Origin of the sequence: Calothrix sp. CCY 0018 (assembly GCF_963920925.1) — a bacterium.
Classification (GTDB): Bacteria; Cyanobacteriota; Cyanobacteriia; order Cyanobacteriales; family Nostocaceae; genus Rivularia.
In genome coordinates this window covers 14,386-30,462 of sequence record NZ_CAWUDI010000022.1, presented here as the reverse complement: position 1 = coordinate 30,462, position 16,077 = coordinate 14,386, and the positions used below count along the sequence as shown (strand labels likewise).

Below are 16,077 nucleotides of genomic sequence, written 5' to 3'. Positions count from 1 at the left end.
TAGATTTTAGATTTTAACGTCTTTTGGATTTTGGATTGAAAATAAATCTTACTCCTATTCCCCTCTAAAATCTCCTATCTCTCTTCATTTCTTTTCTCTGCGCTCTCTGCACTCTCTGCGGTTTAATCTCCATAATCTTCTGGCAGCAAGCAAGTAACTTAAAGTAAAAAAACTGTGTAATTCTAAATCTAAAATAAAATGACTACAAAACAAATTATGAACGCTATAGAAATTCAAAATTGGTTTTTAACTAATTTGGCTGAAATACTCAACATGGAAGCCGAAGAAATCGACGTAACCCAACCTTTAGATACTTACGGTTTAGATTCAACTCAAGCAATGGTAATTGTTACCAAAGCACAGAAAATGTTGGGATTTGAATTGTCCCCCATGTTGCTTTGGCATTATCCCACAATTGAAGCACTTTCGGGACGTTTAGCTGAGGAAGCGCAAGAATCTCAACAGGAAACCAAATCACTCGTTGATACTACTAATGCTCCTAACTTAGCAGCAGAAGCTGTGCTTGATGAAACTATTCGCCCTGCATCAACTTCTTATAAATTTAATCCCAATCCTCAAAATATCTTCTTAACTGGAGGTACCGGATTTTTAGGAGCATTTGTAATCCACGAACTTTTGCAGCAAACCGATGCAGATATTTACTGTTTGGTACGTGCAGCAGATGCAGAAGCAGGTAAAGAAAAGCTGAAAAAGAATTTAGAATCTTATGGGATTTGGGATGAAGAATCTAGCCCTCGGATTATCCCGATAGTTGGCGATTTATCTCAACCGCAACTGGGTATAAGCACTGAAGGATTTGATATGTTGGCGACTAATATAGATGCCATCTATCACAGTGCTGCAATGCTCAATTACGTATTTCCCTACTCAGCATTGAAAACAGCTAACGTACTGGGAACCCAAGAAATCATCCGTTTGGCTTGTAAAATTAAAGTTAAACCGTTAAATTATGTCTCTAGCGTTGCGGTATTTGAATCACCTGAATACGCAGGAAAAGTAGTTAAAGAGGATGATAGTTTTGACCGCTGGGAAGGTATTTTTCTTGGCTATTCTCAAACTAAATGGGTAGCAGAAAAATTAGTTAAAATCGCCGGAGAAAGAGGACTTCCCATCACCATTTACAGACCACCTTTAATTTCCGGACACAGCCAAACAGGTGTAGGAAATACTGATGACTTTGTAAACTTAATGACCAAAGGCTGTCTTCAGATGGGATGCTTCCCCGACGTAAATTATATGTTGGATATGTCACCCGTTGACTATGTAAGCCAAGCGATCGTACATCTATCCAGACAAGAAGAGTCTATCGGTAAGGCTTTCCATCTCCAACATCCAGAACCCGCACCTTTAAGCACATTAGTTGAGTGGTTGAGTTCTTTTGGTTTTTCGATCAAGATGATTCCTTACGAAGAATGGCAACATAAGTTAATTAACGATGTGACATCAGAGGAAAATCCTTTATATACTCTGCGTCCATTTTTATTAGAACGCTGGTCAGAAAGACAACTTACTATTCCCGATTTATACTTGACAGAAAATAGACCAGTTATCAGCTGTGACGAGACTTTAAATGCACTCGCAGGAAGCGGTGTATCTTGCCATCCAATTGATGCAGAATTATATACTACATACGCATCCTATTTGATTGCAAATGGTTTTCTTAATTTAGAATCTGTTCTGAGTAGTTAGTAACTTTTAATTTGTAATTCGTAGTCCATTTCATTAGTTCTGATAGGTTCGTAGTAGCGCTTCAGCGCCGGGCGGAATCCGGATGCGCTGAAGCACTACTACGAACGGGTTTTGAAAATCATTAAAAATCTTGTGGGATGGGCATGGTCGCCATGAAACACCGTGGCTTTAGTGTTATTAAAAACTTTATTTGCTAACCTTGATTTACCAGTTCTGCAAACCCCACCAATTACGACTGTTTTCATGATTTTGCTATTCTTCTTTTTAAATAATTAGTATTATAAAAAGCAATCCGGTGGAGTTAAGATAAACTCTCACCCGATTGCTGTTAAAATTTACTTAATCCAAAATAACAAGCGAGCCAGTTGAACTATCAGTATTAAATCGCTGATTCTAAATTCTTCTTAGCTCGCTTTTTCTTGATTGCAATTCCCATCCCCCCTGCTAAAACTGTACCCATAATAGTCAAAGGTTCGGATACTTCGGTTGCTACCTTACCTACTTAAGTACCGGCACTGACTAATTTTGCAGGAAGTATAAATTTTGAAAGATTATAGTTAAACTTTTCCCACTCTCGATAGAAGACAAAATACTCTTGAGCTAACAAACTGAAAGAATATTTGAGTAATTTTTCTGTATTCGTTCAAATGGAATTAATCAAAAAAAACAAAGAACTTCTAAGAATTATCCTTTCTGTAGCCTTAATAACTGTAGGAATTTTGCACTTTGCAATTCCCCAACCTTTTGTAAAAATTATGCCACCACAACTTCCCTATCCTTTGGGTTTAGTTTATTTAAGTGGCTTTTATGAAATACTAGGTGGTATCGGTTTATTAGTTCCCCCTTTGAGTCAACCTACCGCATGGGGAATAATTGCATTATTTATCGCAGTTTATCCAGCTAACATCAATATGGCAATTAATCATATTGAAATTGAAAGCATACCATATTCAGGTTCGCCTTTATTTCAAGCTATTAGACTTCCCCTGCAAGGAGTGTTAATTGCTTGGGCTTACTGGTACACAAAACCTGACGATAAACAAGAACAAGCTTCTATTATTCCTAAATCAATGATTCCGAAAGAATTGGAATTGTAACCAGTGAGCAGTTAACAGTTAGCAGGAATCTTATATATGACTAATACAACAGCAGTAAAACAATTATCAGCGCAAGCTATAACTTCAGAAAATTTTCAAGCTTACGGACAAGTTATTTTCCCTAGCAAAGATGGCAAACTATTCGATGCAGATGATGCTCAATTAGTACTCGATAACGGTATCCCAAGATTTTATATTATGCAATTGCAGGGGCGCGGGTGCAAGTTTCACAATATTACCCGTCACGCAAAATGTACTCAATGCTTGGGTTCTTTAGGTGGTAAAGATTGGTTAATGGCAGTATGTCCGGCTAATAATAATATAGATGAACCAGCGTTGCAAAATATTGCAGCCTTTCGCATTCCCGGAAATTGTTTTATTAAATTAAATGTCGGAACTTGGCACGCTGGTCCTTATTTTGAGCATGACAAAGTAGACTTTTACAACTTAGAATTAAGCAACACGAATGAAATCGACCATTTCACTCATAGTTTTTTGAAAAGTCATAATTTAGAATTTGAGATTGTTTAAGCAGTTGACGAATCGCAACTTCTGGGAAAAAGTCGGTAAATGGTATGTCCTGTTAATTTATTTTTTCATTTAAAATAATTAACTATTTGCTTCTAGTTGAATCATCTTTAATATCTACTATAGGAAGTCTACGTAATTTTTTGCGGCGATTTCCTATCCTCTCATGGTTTTCATACAGATACTTTTCTAAGTCTTCCATACTTACTTCCATAGTCTCTTCTTCTTTCAAATAGGCAGTAGACATTCCATTTACCCCAGCTTAATGTAAATTTTCTAAAGTATTTTTAGTTACTTACTAATTGTAGCTTTAAAACACAAACTAGTAATTATTACATATTAGACTTTTATATGACTCATTTGTCAACAGTTGCGCTACTATCGTATGAAAGCTCAACATTTGCACTCGTTGACTTTTTTTATCTGTCCAATTTGCATCGAAAGGCATTAATTTTAATGGCAATTTGGCATTCTCATGGGTTCAATTCTGCTAAGCTAAGACGAACTTTGAATCTGTCGCTTACCCCTGTTATTACAGTGCTTTTCAGCGCATTAGCGGTGCTGACATTCGCACTCGTAAGCTTGTTTTTTAACATACCTGCTTCCAATGCTCAGGCTAATATTTCCACAAAGCCGATAGAAGTAGATTTATTTGTGGACGGTTTAAATTTACTTCGTCCTCAAGCCTTATTAGAACAAAGTTTAAAAGCTGGTGGAAAAACTGAACTGACAATCGACAATAAACCTTCCGGTCAAATGACGATAAAATCTGTCAAACAGCTACCCATCACCATAAATGTGACTCAACCTGATGGTTCGGTAAAAGAATTACCAGATCCCAGCGCTACGTTTGAAACAAATTTATTCATCACATTGACTGGTATTGCCCAAATGCAAAACACTGGTGCAGTAGTAGGTGAAGGCTTAGTAAAAATCGGTAGCCCAGCGAAGATAGAAGGTTTTAATTATGATATCAATGCTACTATTGCTGATGTTAAAGAGCAGTGAACAGTTATCAATCAACAATTAACAATTAACAATATGACTTACGCAAAGCCCCCCAATTTATCGGGGGGTTGGGGGGATCTTAAACTCCTAACTCCTAACTGCTTTCCAAACTCTCTCCGGTGTCATTGGTAATTGTCGTAATCTCGCACCTGTAGCATGAGCGATCGCATTTGCGATGGCTGGTGCGGTACAGTTAGTTGTGATTTCTCCTACACCTTTAGCGCCAAATGGGCCGTAAGGGTCGGTTTTTTCTATAAGAAATATTTCCATTGGTGGCATATCTGCCGCTGTGGGGATGCGATATTCCCGCAGTTTAGGATTAATTATTCTTCCTTGTTCGTCAAATAGTAATTCTTCGGTTAATGCATAACCAATTCCCATCGCAATTCCCCCGGTTGCTTGCCCTTCGCAAATTTTGGGATTGATTGCTTTACCAATATCAATTGCTTGAATGCATCTCAAAACTTCTACTTTTCCCGTTTCAATATCAACTTCTACTTCTACACCTTGAACCGCAAAAGTTAAAGTCGCTTCCGAAGCTGTATAGCTTTCTTCTACTTCTATTATCCCTTGTGATGTTATCTCATCTGCTATTTTCTGCTTTAATTTCTCTGCTGCCAATTTAACAGCTTGTCCGGAAATATACATGGTTGCAGAAGCATAAGAACCTGCATCAAAAGGTGTTAATTGCGTATCCCCAGAAATAATTTTGATGTCGGCGATCATCACACCTAAAACTTCTGCTGCAATTTGGCGTAAAGTGGTATCGGAACCCGTACCAACATCAACCGAACCCGTTCTTAATTCATATTTCCCATCAGCTAACCGTGATAACTTAACGCAAGCAGTGTGGATTTTACATAAACCACTTCCCTGCATAGAAACAGCAAAACCGATACCGCGACGGCGATTTCCATTGATAACTGCGGGTTGACCCTTAACATAATTTAATGCTTGAATTACTTTGGTAAAACATTCTTCCACAGCATAACTGCCAATTAAATTAAAATGCTCGTCATCGTTTCCTAAACTAACTAAATCTCCCGGACGAATTAAATTTTTTTGCCTTATTTGTATAACATCAAGATTTAATTTATTAGCAATTTCATCAATTTGAGATTCCATTGCAAAAGTGCCTTGAGTTGCACCGTAACCGCGAAATGCACCACCAGGCATGGTATTAGTATAAACGGCATATGCTTGAAATCTTTTGTTGTCGCAACGGTATAAACCCAAAGGAATATAGCCAGATAAAAATACCACCGTTTTACCGTGATTGCCATAAGCCCCGGTATTGGCAATGATTTCTAAATCCTGAGCAACGATTGTACCATCTGTTTTAACTCCAGTTTTTAGCTTAATTGTCATTGCATGACGGCTATTTGTAGCGGTAAATTCTTCGTTTCTCGTCATCTCCCACTGCACGGGTTTACCAGTACGCAAAGTTGCCAATGCACATAAATCTTCTGTTAATATTTCTTGTTTATTGCCAAAACCACCGCCGAGTTGCGGTTTATAAACTCTAATTTTCTCTTGAGGAATATCGAAAAGTTGCGATAATAATCTTTGACAATGAAACGGTACTTGGGTACTGCTGCGAACAACCAAAGTACCATCCGATTCCAAATGAGTTACCGTTACGTGAGGTTCTAAATGAACGTGCTGTACTGCTGGTAAAGTATAAGTATTTTCTACGATTAAATCCGCTTCACTAAAACCGAGTTCTACATTTCCCGATTCCAAAAATATTTCACCAGCAATATTGCGATCGCGATCGGGTATTTGCTGAGATTCCGGTTCATCATGGATAACAACGCTACCATCTTTCATTGCTTCCACCGGATTGGTAACGTGGGGTAAAACTTCGTAATCAACCTCAATTAACAATAGGGCTTTTGTCGCAATCTCAACCGATTCAGCCACCACAGCAGCAACTCTATCCCCTATAAACCGCACCTTATTATCCAGCAAATAATGGTCTAAAGGATCGGGAACTGGTTCTGCGTGTCCGGCAGTAGTGTAAGGTATTCTTGGAACATCCTGGTAAGTAAAGATATCCACTACTCCTTCGAGTGCTTTAGCCTTGTCAACATTAATCTCGCGGATATTTGCATGGGGAAATGGCGATGCCCCAGAAGCGACACCTCCGGTGTAACGCAATATTTTCAAATGTAATAATCCGGATTGCAAATTATCAGCAGTGTAGTATGCTTTACCTGTAACGATTGCGGTTCCATCTTGTTTAGGAACGCTTTCTCCGACGGAGTGTGGTGTGAGAATTGCGGGCGTGGCAACGGTGTCACGTCCATTTGATTTTTGATAAAGTAAAATACTTTCGATAATTGCTTGGTAGCCAGTACAGCGACAGAGGTTTCCTTTCATATTAGTATGTAAGTCTTGTACTGATGAGAAAGGAAATTTCGCTGCACTCATAATCATTCCCGGAGTGCAAAACCCACATTGAAACCCTTGAGCTTGTAAAAATGCTTGTTGTATCGGTGCTAATTCGTTATTTGACGATAATCCTTCGATGGTAGTTACGGATTGTTCGTTAATTCGCATCGCTGGGTAAATACAGCTATGTACAGGTGTATCGTTTACCCAAACAGTACAAGCACCACAATCACCAGTTTCACAAGCGCGATGTACTCCGAAGTAATTAAGTTGACGAAGAAGAGAAAGTAAACTGCTTCCTGGATGACAACTTGCTGTATGAATATGATTATTAACGCGCAAATTTAAAGGTTGCATATATTAGCAGGGAGTAGGTAATTGATAATTGTTAATTGATAATTGTTAATTGTTAATTGGTAACTGCTAACTGCTAACTGCTAACTGATTTAAACATTGCTTAATCAAAATCTGCGTGATTTCCCGACGATAAACAGCGCTAGCTTTTGCATCTTCAATAAAATCTAAATTTTTCAAAGACGCGATGTAATTAAAATTATTCTCTAAACCAGCTTCAAATTCTAATAATACTGGTGCAGCAACACTCGCACCGATAGCCAAGCGTAACTTTTTTGCAGTTGAATTATAAGCACCTACAACAATAGCTAAAGCAGTGTCGCTCGCTGCAATTCCAAAACGTTGATAATCAACTTGCCATTTCATATTCTCCACAGGAATCAAAACTCGTCGTAATAATTCCCCAGATTGCAAAATAGTTTGACGAGAAGCGATTTGAAATTCTTTTGCTGTAACAATTCGCGATTTACCCTTATGATTCCAAATCTCATAACTTGCATCTAAAGCCACCATAATAGGTGCAAGAGTACCCACCGATAAGGCAAGGCAAATATTACCTCCGACAGTAGCGATATTAACTACCTTCAACGAAGCTGAAAGGGCATTTATCGCACCTCTAAAGCCTTCTACAGCAGTATATTCAGGCAGCCAAGGATGCTGTAATAATTTAATTAAAGGACAAGTTGCACCAATAGCTAATAATTCTCCTCGATCGGAATTAGAGGAATTCATTAAATCAATTTCATCCCATCCCAAAGACTGTATATCAACCAAAGTTTTAATCTCTGGTTGTGGTTCGGAAAATAACCAAGTACCTCCAGCCAACCAACTCCAACCTTCACCCCACTTAGTAACTTTATTAATATCTGTTGGCTGTAAATAATGATCTATATTATGCAAATCCATTATATTTACTGTCTTATTACTAAATGTAATTGTTACTAGTTTTAACTCAGTAATGTAATATTTAGTAGCCGAAGTTTCTGTATATTATAAGACAAAGTATTACTTGCATCGTTACATAAGTTAAAAGTTTTATAGTAAAGGTATTCTTGCATCAATTGAAATTAGCCCCAATAATCGCCAAGGAATTAATTCCAAGGCTAATAAACAAAGTCTACTTAACCAGACTCCAACACCTACCTAGACTGCAAACTGGGAGGAGCCGAAAATGAAATCTGGTGTCATCTTTTACTGTTTCCCTTCGCAGCCACTTCAACTCATCTCTTGCAAGACTTCTCTAATCACTTCCGAAGGAACTTCATCGGTAATTATCACCTCACCAATCCGCGTTGGTAATATAAACCGCACTTTACCGGCTTTCACCTTCTTATCCAATTGCAACGACTGGATTATCTCTTCTATATCCAAACCTGCTGGTAACTTAGTTGGTAAACCAGCTTTTTCAATCAAAGCATTTTGTCTTTGTACTTCTTCGGCTTTCCACATTCCCAATTTTGCAGCAATTTCTCCTGCTGCTACCATACCGATCGCCACCGCTTCACCGTGATTTACTACGCTATAACCAGTCAAACTTTCTACAGCATGAGCAACGGTATGTCCGTAGTTCAAAATTGCTCGCAATCCCGCTTCTTTTTCATCTTTACCTACTACATCAGCTTTAGCTTGACAAGAGCGCATTAATATGTAGTCAATTAAAGATTTTTCTCCACCAGAGAAAGGAGCCATTAAATATTTCATTTGGTCAAGATTTTCGCATTTTTCCATCTCTGCGAATAAATCAGCATCCCAAATTACGCCATATTTAATCACTTCCGCGATTCCGGCACGTAATTCTCTTTCTGGCAAAGTTTTTAGTACTTCGGGATCTATTAATACCAATTGCGGTTGGTGAAAAGCACCAATCAAATTTTTTCCTTGGGGATGATTAACACCAGTTTTACCACCCACCGAAGCATCCACCATTGCTAAAAGCGAAGTCGGCACCTGCACAAACTTAATTCCTCGCAGCCAAGTAGCCGCAGCAAAACCCGTCATATCGCCAATCACCCCGCCTCCCAAAGCCACCATCGTAGAAGAACGTTCTACGCGATTTTGCAGAGCCGTATCGTATATTTTTTGTATAGAATCTAAATTTTTATATTTTTCGCCATCTGGCAAAATGCAGTGACATACATCAAAACCAGCAGCATTAAGCGAACTTAAAGCCCTTTCGCCATAATGTTCAAAAACCGTCGAGTTAGAAACCAGCAACACCTTCTTACCCAACTGCAAATTATTCATATAATCGCCCAGTTTATCTAAACCAGATGGCGCGTTCGTAGCGCCAGCTACGCGGGCAATCGCAATTTCATAAGAAGACAGCGGCAGATTTACTTTAATCGCATTATACATTCTTTAAACCCCATAACAAGCCCCCGTGGTGTATTGTACCGTAATTTAGGGGATTGGGCATGGGGGATGGGGATGGGGAGAGGGAGACAAGGGGAGATAGGGGGATGGGGAGAATTCCTTATTGGTAACTGATAACTGTTCACTGGTCACTGACTAATGCTTCAATATATTTATAGATAATTGAACGATTGTGGAGAAAAGTAAATGCTAGCTATAGTTTCGTATATTGGTTTCTTGGTTTTGTTTATCGGCATCGCTGCTGGTTTACTCTTCGGCTTACGTGCAGCTAAGATTCTGTAATTCAGTTACCAGTTACCAGTTGCCAGTAAACACTATTAATTCTGAAAGTGCGATTCATCAGTTACTAACTAACGATTAGATGTAAGAACACAAAGGAAGGAATTAGAAAATGGAAACACTGAAAGTAGTTTCTAAAACTGTAAACTTTAACTTTCAATCTAGAACCCACAACCTACTTACTAACTGGTAACTGGTAACTGGTAACTGGTCACTGCTAACTGCTAACTGCTAACTGCTTCCTCGCTGGCTCTCGCGCTTCTAAGCCGAGCAAGTCTAACATTTGTTTATCGGTATCGTATCCGGGGCAGGGGGTGGTGACAGTTAACATCTTTCCGTCGTCGCTGGAAAAGATGGAGTTTGCACCCGCCATGAAGCACATTGCTTGTTCTATTTGAGAAAGTCTCGATCTGCCAGCACTTAAGCGCACGTCGGAGCTTGGCATGACAATACGGGCTGTGGCTATCATTCGTATTACTTCCCAAACGGGGACATCGGGCTGATTTTCTAATGGTGTACCTTCAACTTGAGAAAGTATGTTGATGGGTACGGATTCTGGATGGGGTTGCAGGTTGGATAAAGTTTTTAGCATAGAAACTCTATCGTCAGCACTTTCACCTAAACCGAGGATACCACCGGAACATACGGTAACGTTGGTTTGGCGAACATTGTCGATGGTTTTGAGGCGATCGCCATAAGTTCGAGTGGTAATAATGGTGCTGTAATAGTCTTGTGAAGTGTCGAGGTTATGGTTGTAAGCGTAAAGCCCTGCATCTTCTAAACGCTTAGCCTGTGATTCGTTGAGCATTCCTAAAGTGCAGCATACTTCTAAATCTAATGCTGTCACATCTTTTACCATATCCAAGACTTGCTCGAATTGGGAATTATCCCGTACTTCGCGCCAAGCAGCACCCATGCAAACTCGACTAACACCGCTTTCTTTAGCTTGTTTTGCGATGTCAACTACTGTTTGTTTATCTAAAAGAGATTCGGGTTTAACTTCTGTTTTGTAACGAGAAGATTGAGCGCAGTAGCTGCAATCTTCGGGACAAGCACCAGTCTTAATTGATACTAATTTGCAAACCTGTATCTTTCTAGAATCGTGATACTGACGATGTATACTGGCAGCTTGGTAAATTAACTCCAGCAAAGGTGTATCGTATATTGCGCGTATTTCTGCTTCCTGCCAATCGTAGCGTATTCCCATTTTACAGTTATCAATGAACAATTTTCAATTATCAGTTATTACTTGCCCCAAGGCGCAGATGTATATCAATTATTAACTATTGCTGCGAACAGCGAGCAGCTAGTAATTAGCAATTACCAATTACCAATTATCAATTCTCCCCATCTATTTTCATATTTAACTGCACTTTTTTTTAGTCCTCTGGTAAATTATGTATGGTAAACAATTGCTGAAAGAAAAAAGTAACTTGGACTACATTTTGTTTTAATTGTACCAAATTTATGCATACACAATCTCAGGGAATCATCAAATTGGATGAAGTTGATAATACAACTAAAACTGCTAGATTAGGTGGTTATTTTTGAGCCGCGATCAAAAACTTGAAATTAAGGATTAATTGGTTTAAATTTCCTGCGGAAGCTGATAAATACTTAACTTTATTGGTAATTGACGAAAATTTCGGTCTAGTTGCAGCAGGTATGAGAAAAGTAGCACAATCTCAAATGTGTTCTTAGTTCTGTTTTAGTTCTATTACTAGTAAATCTTATTATGCTTTGATCGTAAATTATCAAAATTAACCAATGCAATTGCAACAACCGCGCATTGTTACCAAAAGACTATTATTACGATTGGCTTGTCAGGAAGATGTAACCAATATTCTCAAATATTACACTGATAATAAAGCTTATCTGACTCCTTTTTATCCTATATGGTCTGAGCCTTTTTTTACAGTAAAATATTGGCATACTGAAGTAGAAATCGCAACAAAAGAATTTCTCCAAGGGCAATCATTAAGACTACTGATTTTTTCTCAAAACGAATCTACAATAATTGGAATAATTAACTACCGTAATTTTATCCGGGGGGTGGCACAATTTTGTACCGTCGGTTACAGTTTGGCAGAAAAAGAACAAGGTAAAGGTTATATGACAGAAGCCTTACAAGCGAGCATTGATTATGTCTTTGAAGAATTAAAAATGCATCGGATAATGGCAAATTATATGCCTCACAATCAAAGTAGCGGTAATTTGCTCAAGAGGTTAGGATTTGTAGTGGAAGGTTATGCTAGAGACTATTTATTGATTAATAATCAATGGCAAGACCATATTTTAACAAGTTTGACCAATCCTAAATGGGATTTAAAATGTTAAGAAGGGAACAGGGATGCTTCTAAAGAATAAACTTTTATTTGTTCTTCATTTACTGTCGCTGCCTTCTTACTTAGTCTTATCTAAGTGTTGACAAATCTAAAATCTAAAATCTAAAATCTAAAATATTCTAAGGGGTTTTTCTCAATGTTTGGTAAATCCACAAAGCGTCTGTCTGTGTTTTTAAGTGCTGCATTAATAGCTATATCCTTAACTGGAATTTCCGCTAATAAAGCCGAAGCATTAATACCTAGATTTATTTTAATTCCGCTGACAATACAAGCAGCAGGATATACAATACCGCGTGTTTATAAAAGACTTACTCCGCAACAAAAGAAAAAAGTAGATGCTATTCAAGATGAAGCATTTAGACAAATTACCAATGTGTTAACTAAAGCGCAACGTAGTGATATTATGCAATCTTTAAAAACGCGCCAAGGAAGAAGCAAACTACTTCAATCTATGAGGCTAACACCAAATCAAAAGGCTCGCATTCAATCAATAGTTAAAACATCTCGGCAGAAAATTAATGCTATTGTTGGTAATTAATCGTAGAAATCAATTTTATCATTAATAATTAATGTAGAGACTTCGCCATTGCGGAGTCTTTTTATTTTTAAGACTTACGCAAAGCCCCCGTTGCTCTGGTTCCCAGAGTTGTAGCAAGTGGCGTGGGTTGGGGGGATCTGAACATTTAGAATGCCTAATTTATCATTGCGATTGCCTAAGTTCTAAATTTTTAAGGAAAATCTATATTAACAAGTAGAGTAACCCAATAGTTACTAATTTTGTAGACAAATCTACTCAAGCTTTATAAGGTTTAAACCTTAAAGGGCTAACTACAAGCCGCTCTACTGAGTCTCTGTTAAAAACAGAATCCCCAACTACTTTTCTCAAAATATTCAAAGCCCCATTCAAATCGGCATTAATTTTCAAACCTTGTGAAGATTTGAATAATCCTCTTTTGACTCGATTCCCTTGATAAAAAATATGTTTCTTAATTGGCTCCATATCCAGAAAACTACACTTGCTTGTGTAACTCTCCTCACTGGTTGTGACTTTAATTCCCACAAGTTCGCATTTATAAACTAACTGATTTATAAATTTAGAGTGAGGAACACAAATAAAGTGCTGATTATTTCTTTTACCAATTTTAATGTTTTGTTTCCAGCCTTCATTTTTACCAATTATCAAATGACTAACACCACGTTCTATAAGTTTATTGACAATAAACCTGCTATAAGTATGGATATAATAATCCATCTTGTTATTACGCTTCCGTGTCAGGGCTTCTAGTTTTCCAGAAGTGTATAGATTTTCTGGTAAAAATGATTGTAATTTCGATTTAAGTTTGTTGTACCACTGGTTATAAGATTTAATCGCTTTACCACAAACAATAAAAGGAGTAAAGTTTGGGTCATTACTAGCAACAGTAGCTAAGTTATTCAAACCTATGTCTATTGAAGCTATTACACCAGGAGTACATTGTTCAACGTCAGGGACATTATAAACAATTTCAACAACATAACATCCGTATTTTGGTACAATTCTAACTTCATCAATATTAGTGATATTGGTTGGTACTTTTAGAGTTAACCCAGAAGGATTAACAAAACCCTTCTTTAACCAAGTTTTGGAAATAGCTTGGTAATTAAATGTTAATAAGTTTCTACCTTTTTCTTTATGTTTATATTTGGGTAGTCGCGGTTTACCTCTAAACTTCAAGGGGTTTTTAGAATACTCCGCCTGAGCTTTTAAATACGACTTAAAAACATTACTGACTTGTTTGATTATGAGTTGTGATATTTTGGCAGGTAAACTCTTATAATCATCAGTTAGTTTAAGAAGATGATATAACTCGTTAAAAGTTGGTATTTTCTTACCTTTAAAGTAACTTTGTCTGCAAATGTATACAGCGCAATTAAACAAGTTTTTCGACGCAAAACAGGCTCCGTCAATCTCCTTAAATTTCCGGTGTGTTTGTTTAAGAAAATGCTTTTGAATTAGTTTCATGACCTTTCAATCATTTGACTTAATCTGTCTATGTTTGACTATGTTTATTTAATTTAAACTATATACCAATTGTGGATAAATAATCTAAAATACCGATACGGTAATGTTGGGTTACGGCGATGCAGATTAGTTATTCATAGAAAACCATAGTTCTTCGTGCGCCTAACCCAACCTACAAACTAACCAATTAACAATTAGACATCTCCCCATCCCCCAATCTCCCCATCCCCCAATCTCCCCAATCTCCCCATCCCCCAATCTCCCCATCCCCCCTCCCCCAATCTTCCTCTCAGATGTACCATTAAAGGTAATGACAAACTTACCCGTACTGGTAATGCAAACGGCTGAAACTACCAATCCCCTACTTAACCTCGACTACGAACCGGCTTTTGAATCTTTAGGCTCGGACTATTTTGATGAAGTTGCTGCGGAGGAATTTTCCCTTCATAAACTCCGTTTCCGCAATAATGCGCTGCTTCCGCTTTTAGGATTAAACCCCCAAGAGGTAACAGACGAAGATTTTATTCAAGCTTTTGGTAAATTTGAGCAGCGTAAACCTGTTCTGGCAATGCGCTACCACGGCTATCAATTTGGCGAATACAATCCCAGATTGGGTGATGGTAGAGGTTTTCTTTACGGGCAAGTACGCGGAATCGATGGCGAACTTTATGATTTCGGTACTAAAGGTTCCGGCAGAACACCTTATTCCCGTGGTGGGGATGGAATGCTCACTCTCAAAGGTGGAATGAGGGAAGTATTAGCGGGGGAAATGCTGCATCGCATGGGTGTACGCACTTCCAGGTGTATGAGTTTGATCGAAACGGGAGTGCAGTTGTGGCGCGGTGATGAACCTTCCCCAACTCGTTCGTCGGTAATGGTAAGAGTGAATCGTTCCCATATTCGTTTTGGTACTTTTGAACGTTTAAACTATTTAAAGCGTCCAGATTTAACTAAAAAGCTTTTAGATCATGTAATAGAGGTTTACTATCCGCATTTAATTAATGAGCAAGAAAAATATGCTTTATTTTATGGGGAATTAGTAGAAAGAGTCGCAAAATTAGCAGCGCAATGGATGGCGGCTGGTTTTTGTCATGCGGTTTTAAATACTGACAATATGTCGATTACTGGGGAAAGTTTTGATTACGGTCCCTATGCATTTATTCCTACTTACGATCCACATTTTACCGCAGCATATTTCGATCATTACAGCCGTTACTCTTACATCCACCAGCCAGATATTTGTATGTGGAATCTAGAAATGCTCCAAGAAGCATTAAAGGCTGTAATTGATAAATCTGATATGGATGCTGGATTAATAAAATTCGGTAAATATTTTCTGGGCAACTACCGTTTATTAATGTTGAAAAAATTGGGATTCAACCAAGAGTTACCACCAGGAGAAACTGACGAAATATTAAAAGCAACAATTGATTTCCTTAAACATTATCCTGTCAGCTACCATCATTTTTACGCCGATATCGCCGCAAATTTTTCTCACAAATGGCAAGATGACGCTAGTTACATATTAGAAGGTTCTGAAATCAAGCAATCATTAGGTTCATCGGAATTATTCTTTAACTGGGCCGGAATTTACCACAGAATATTGAATACTATGGCAACTTCCGAAATGGATAATATTGCTCAAACCTTAAAAGATTTTAATCCGCAAACAGTAATATTAAGACCCGTAATTGAATCAGTTTGGCAATCAATTGCTCAAGAAGATAATTGGCAACCTTTTAATGATTTATTGAAAGAGATTCGGGGATAGGGAATTGGGGATAGGGAATTGGACATTGGGCATTGAGTAATTTATAAGTAGGTGGGTGTAAATAAACGTGATTATATTTTGTCATTGGGACGAGGCATTCGGTTGCATTCAGCGGAGCTGCGGTTCATCGCAAGGGTTTCAATCTTTTTTACATTTCGTTACATAGTTATATTTATTGGTGCCAACCTACTTAATTCATAATTCCTAATTCCTAAC

At 37.9% G+C, this 16,077-nt stretch carries 16 protein-coding genes; 8 read left to right on the top strand and 8 right to left on the bottom strand.

What is annotated here, in order from left to right:
- Positions 1-198: 198 nt before the first annotated feature.
- Entirely contained in the window at positions 199-1,710 is a 1,512-nt protein-coding gene (locus ACM03V_RS16980; RefSeq protein ID WP_414621974.1) for a thioester reductase domain-containing protein, read from the top strand.
- Between the two features lie 98 nt (positions 1,711-1,808).
- Here ACM03V_RS16980 and ACM03V_RS16975 read toward each other — a convergent pair whose 3' ends face one another.
- Both ACM03V_RS16975 and ACM03V_RS16970 read right to left on the bottom strand, forming a co-directional pair.
- Positions 1,809-1,955: a hypothetical protein gene (locus ACM03V_RS16975; RefSeq protein ID WP_414621973.1), complete on the bottom strand. Its 147-nt coding sequence runs from the start codon at positions 1,953-1,955 to the stop codon at positions 1,809-1,811.
- Positions 1,956-2,089: 134 nt separating this feature from the next.
- Complete coding sequence (locus tag ACM03V_RS16970; protein ID WP_414621972.1) at positions 2,090-2,179, bottom strand: hypothetical protein; 90 nt, start codon at positions 2,177-2,179, stop codon at positions 2,090-2,092.
- A 178-nt stretch (positions 2,180-2,357) separates the two neighbouring features.
- On the opposite strand from ACM03V_RS16970, the gene ACM03V_RS16965 reads away from it, so the two are divergent.
- Together ACM03V_RS16965 and ACM03V_RS16960 are read left to right on the top strand one after the other, a co-directional pair.
- Positions 2,358-2,807 carry a DoxX family protein gene (locus ACM03V_RS16965; RefSeq protein ID WP_414621971.1) on the top strand — a complete coding sequence of 150 codons (450 nt, stop codon included), beginning with the start codon at positions 2,358-2,360 and terminating at the stop codon, positions 2,805-2,807.
- A 36-nt stretch (positions 2,808-2,843) separates the two neighbouring features.
- On the top strand, positions 2,844-3,338 hold the full coding sequence (locus ACM03V_RS16960; RefSeq protein WP_414621970.1) for an ureidoglycolate lyase: 495 nt from the start codon (positions 2,844-2,846) through the stop codon (positions 3,336-3,338).
- An 82-nt stretch (positions 3,339-3,420) separates the two neighbouring features.
- Here the strand turns inward: ACM03V_RS16960 and ACM03V_RS16955 are convergent, their stop codons facing one another.
- Positions 3,421-3,582 (bottom strand): hypothetical protein, encoded by a 162-nt coding sequence (locus ACM03V_RS16955; protein WP_414621969.1) that lies wholly within the window; start codon positions 3,580-3,582, stop codon positions 3,421-3,423.
- Positions 3,583-3,791: 209 nt separating this feature from the next.
- On the opposite strand from ACM03V_RS16955, the gene ACM03V_RS16950 reads away from it, so the two are divergent.
- On the top strand, positions 3,792-4,343 hold the full coding sequence (locus ACM03V_RS16950; RefSeq protein WP_414621968.1) for a DUF4330 domain-containing protein: 552 nt from the start codon (positions 3,792-3,794) through the stop codon (positions 4,341-4,343).
- A gap of 87 nt (positions 4,344-4,430) precedes the next feature.
- Here ACM03V_RS16950 and ACM03V_RS16945 read toward each other — a convergent pair whose 3' ends face one another.
- From ACM03V_RS16945 to aroB, 3 genes are all read right to left on the bottom strand, one after another.
- Complete coding sequence (locus ACM03V_RS16945; protein ID WP_414621967.1) at positions 4,431-7,094, bottom strand: molybdopterin-dependent oxidoreductase; 2,664 nt, start codon at positions 7,092-7,094, stop codon at positions 4,431-4,433.
- Positions 7,095-7,160: 66 nt separating this feature from the next.
- Positions 7,161-7,997 carry an FAD binding domain-containing protein gene (locus ACM03V_RS16940; protein WP_414621966.1) on the bottom strand — a complete coding sequence of 279 codons (837 nt, stop codon included), beginning with the start codon at positions 7,995-7,997 and terminating at the stop codon, positions 7,161-7,163.
- 309 nt (positions 7,998-8,306) lie between these two features.
- Positions 8,307-9,446 carry a 3-dehydroquinate synthase gene (aroB, locus tag ACM03V_RS16935; protein WP_414621965.1) on the bottom strand — a complete coding sequence of 380 codons (1,140 nt, stop codon included), beginning with the start codon at positions 9,444-9,446 and terminating at the stop codon, positions 8,307-8,309.
- A 204-nt stretch (positions 9,447-9,650) separates the two neighbouring features.
- Between aroB and petL the strand changes: the two genes are divergently transcribed.
- A complete protein-coding gene (gene petL, locus ACM03V_RS16930) occupies positions 9,651-9,746 on the top strand; it encodes a cytochrome b6-f complex subunit PetL (protein WP_414621964.1) in 96 nt (31 codons plus the stop codon).
- A gap of 214 nt (positions 9,747-9,960) precedes the next feature.
- On the opposite strand, the gene bioB is transcribed toward petL, so the two are convergent.
- Positions 9,961-10,950: a biotin synthase BioB gene (bioB, locus tag ACM03V_RS16925; RefSeq protein ID WP_414621963.1), complete on the bottom strand. Its 990-nt coding sequence runs from the start codon at positions 10,948-10,950 to the stop codon at positions 9,961-9,963.
- A gap of 560 nt (positions 10,951-11,510) precedes the next feature.
- Between bioB and rimJ the strand changes: the two genes are divergently transcribed.
- Complete coding sequence (gene rimJ, locus ACM03V_RS16920; RefSeq protein ID WP_414621962.1) at positions 11,511-12,080, top strand: ribosomal protein S5-alanine N-acetyltransferase; 570 nt, start codon at positions 11,511-11,513, stop codon at positions 12,078-12,080.
- A gap of 144 nt (positions 12,081-12,224) precedes the next feature.
- Positions 12,225-12,626 (top strand): hypothetical protein, encoded by a 402-nt coding sequence (locus tag ACM03V_RS16915; RefSeq protein WP_414621961.1) that lies wholly within the window; start codon positions 12,225-12,227, stop codon positions 12,624-12,626.
- A 255-nt stretch (positions 12,627-12,881) separates the two neighbouring features.
- Here the strand turns inward: ACM03V_RS16915 and ACM03V_RS16910 are convergent, their stop codons facing one another.
- Complete coding sequence (locus ACM03V_RS16910) at positions 12,882-14,090, bottom strand: RNA-guided endonuclease InsQ/TnpB family protein (RefSeq protein ID WP_414621960.1); 1,209 nt, start codon at positions 14,088-14,090, stop codon at positions 12,882-12,884.
- A gap of 334 nt (positions 14,091-14,424) precedes the next feature.
- On the opposite strand from ACM03V_RS16910, the gene ACM03V_RS16905 reads away from it, so the two are divergent.
- Positions 14,425-15,861 carry a protein adenylyltransferase SelO gene (locus ACM03V_RS16905; protein WP_414622042.1) on the top strand — a complete coding sequence of 479 codons (1,437 nt, stop codon included), beginning with the start codon at positions 14,425-14,427 and terminating at the stop codon, positions 15,859-15,861.
- Positions 15,862-16,077 lie beyond the last annotated feature (216 nt).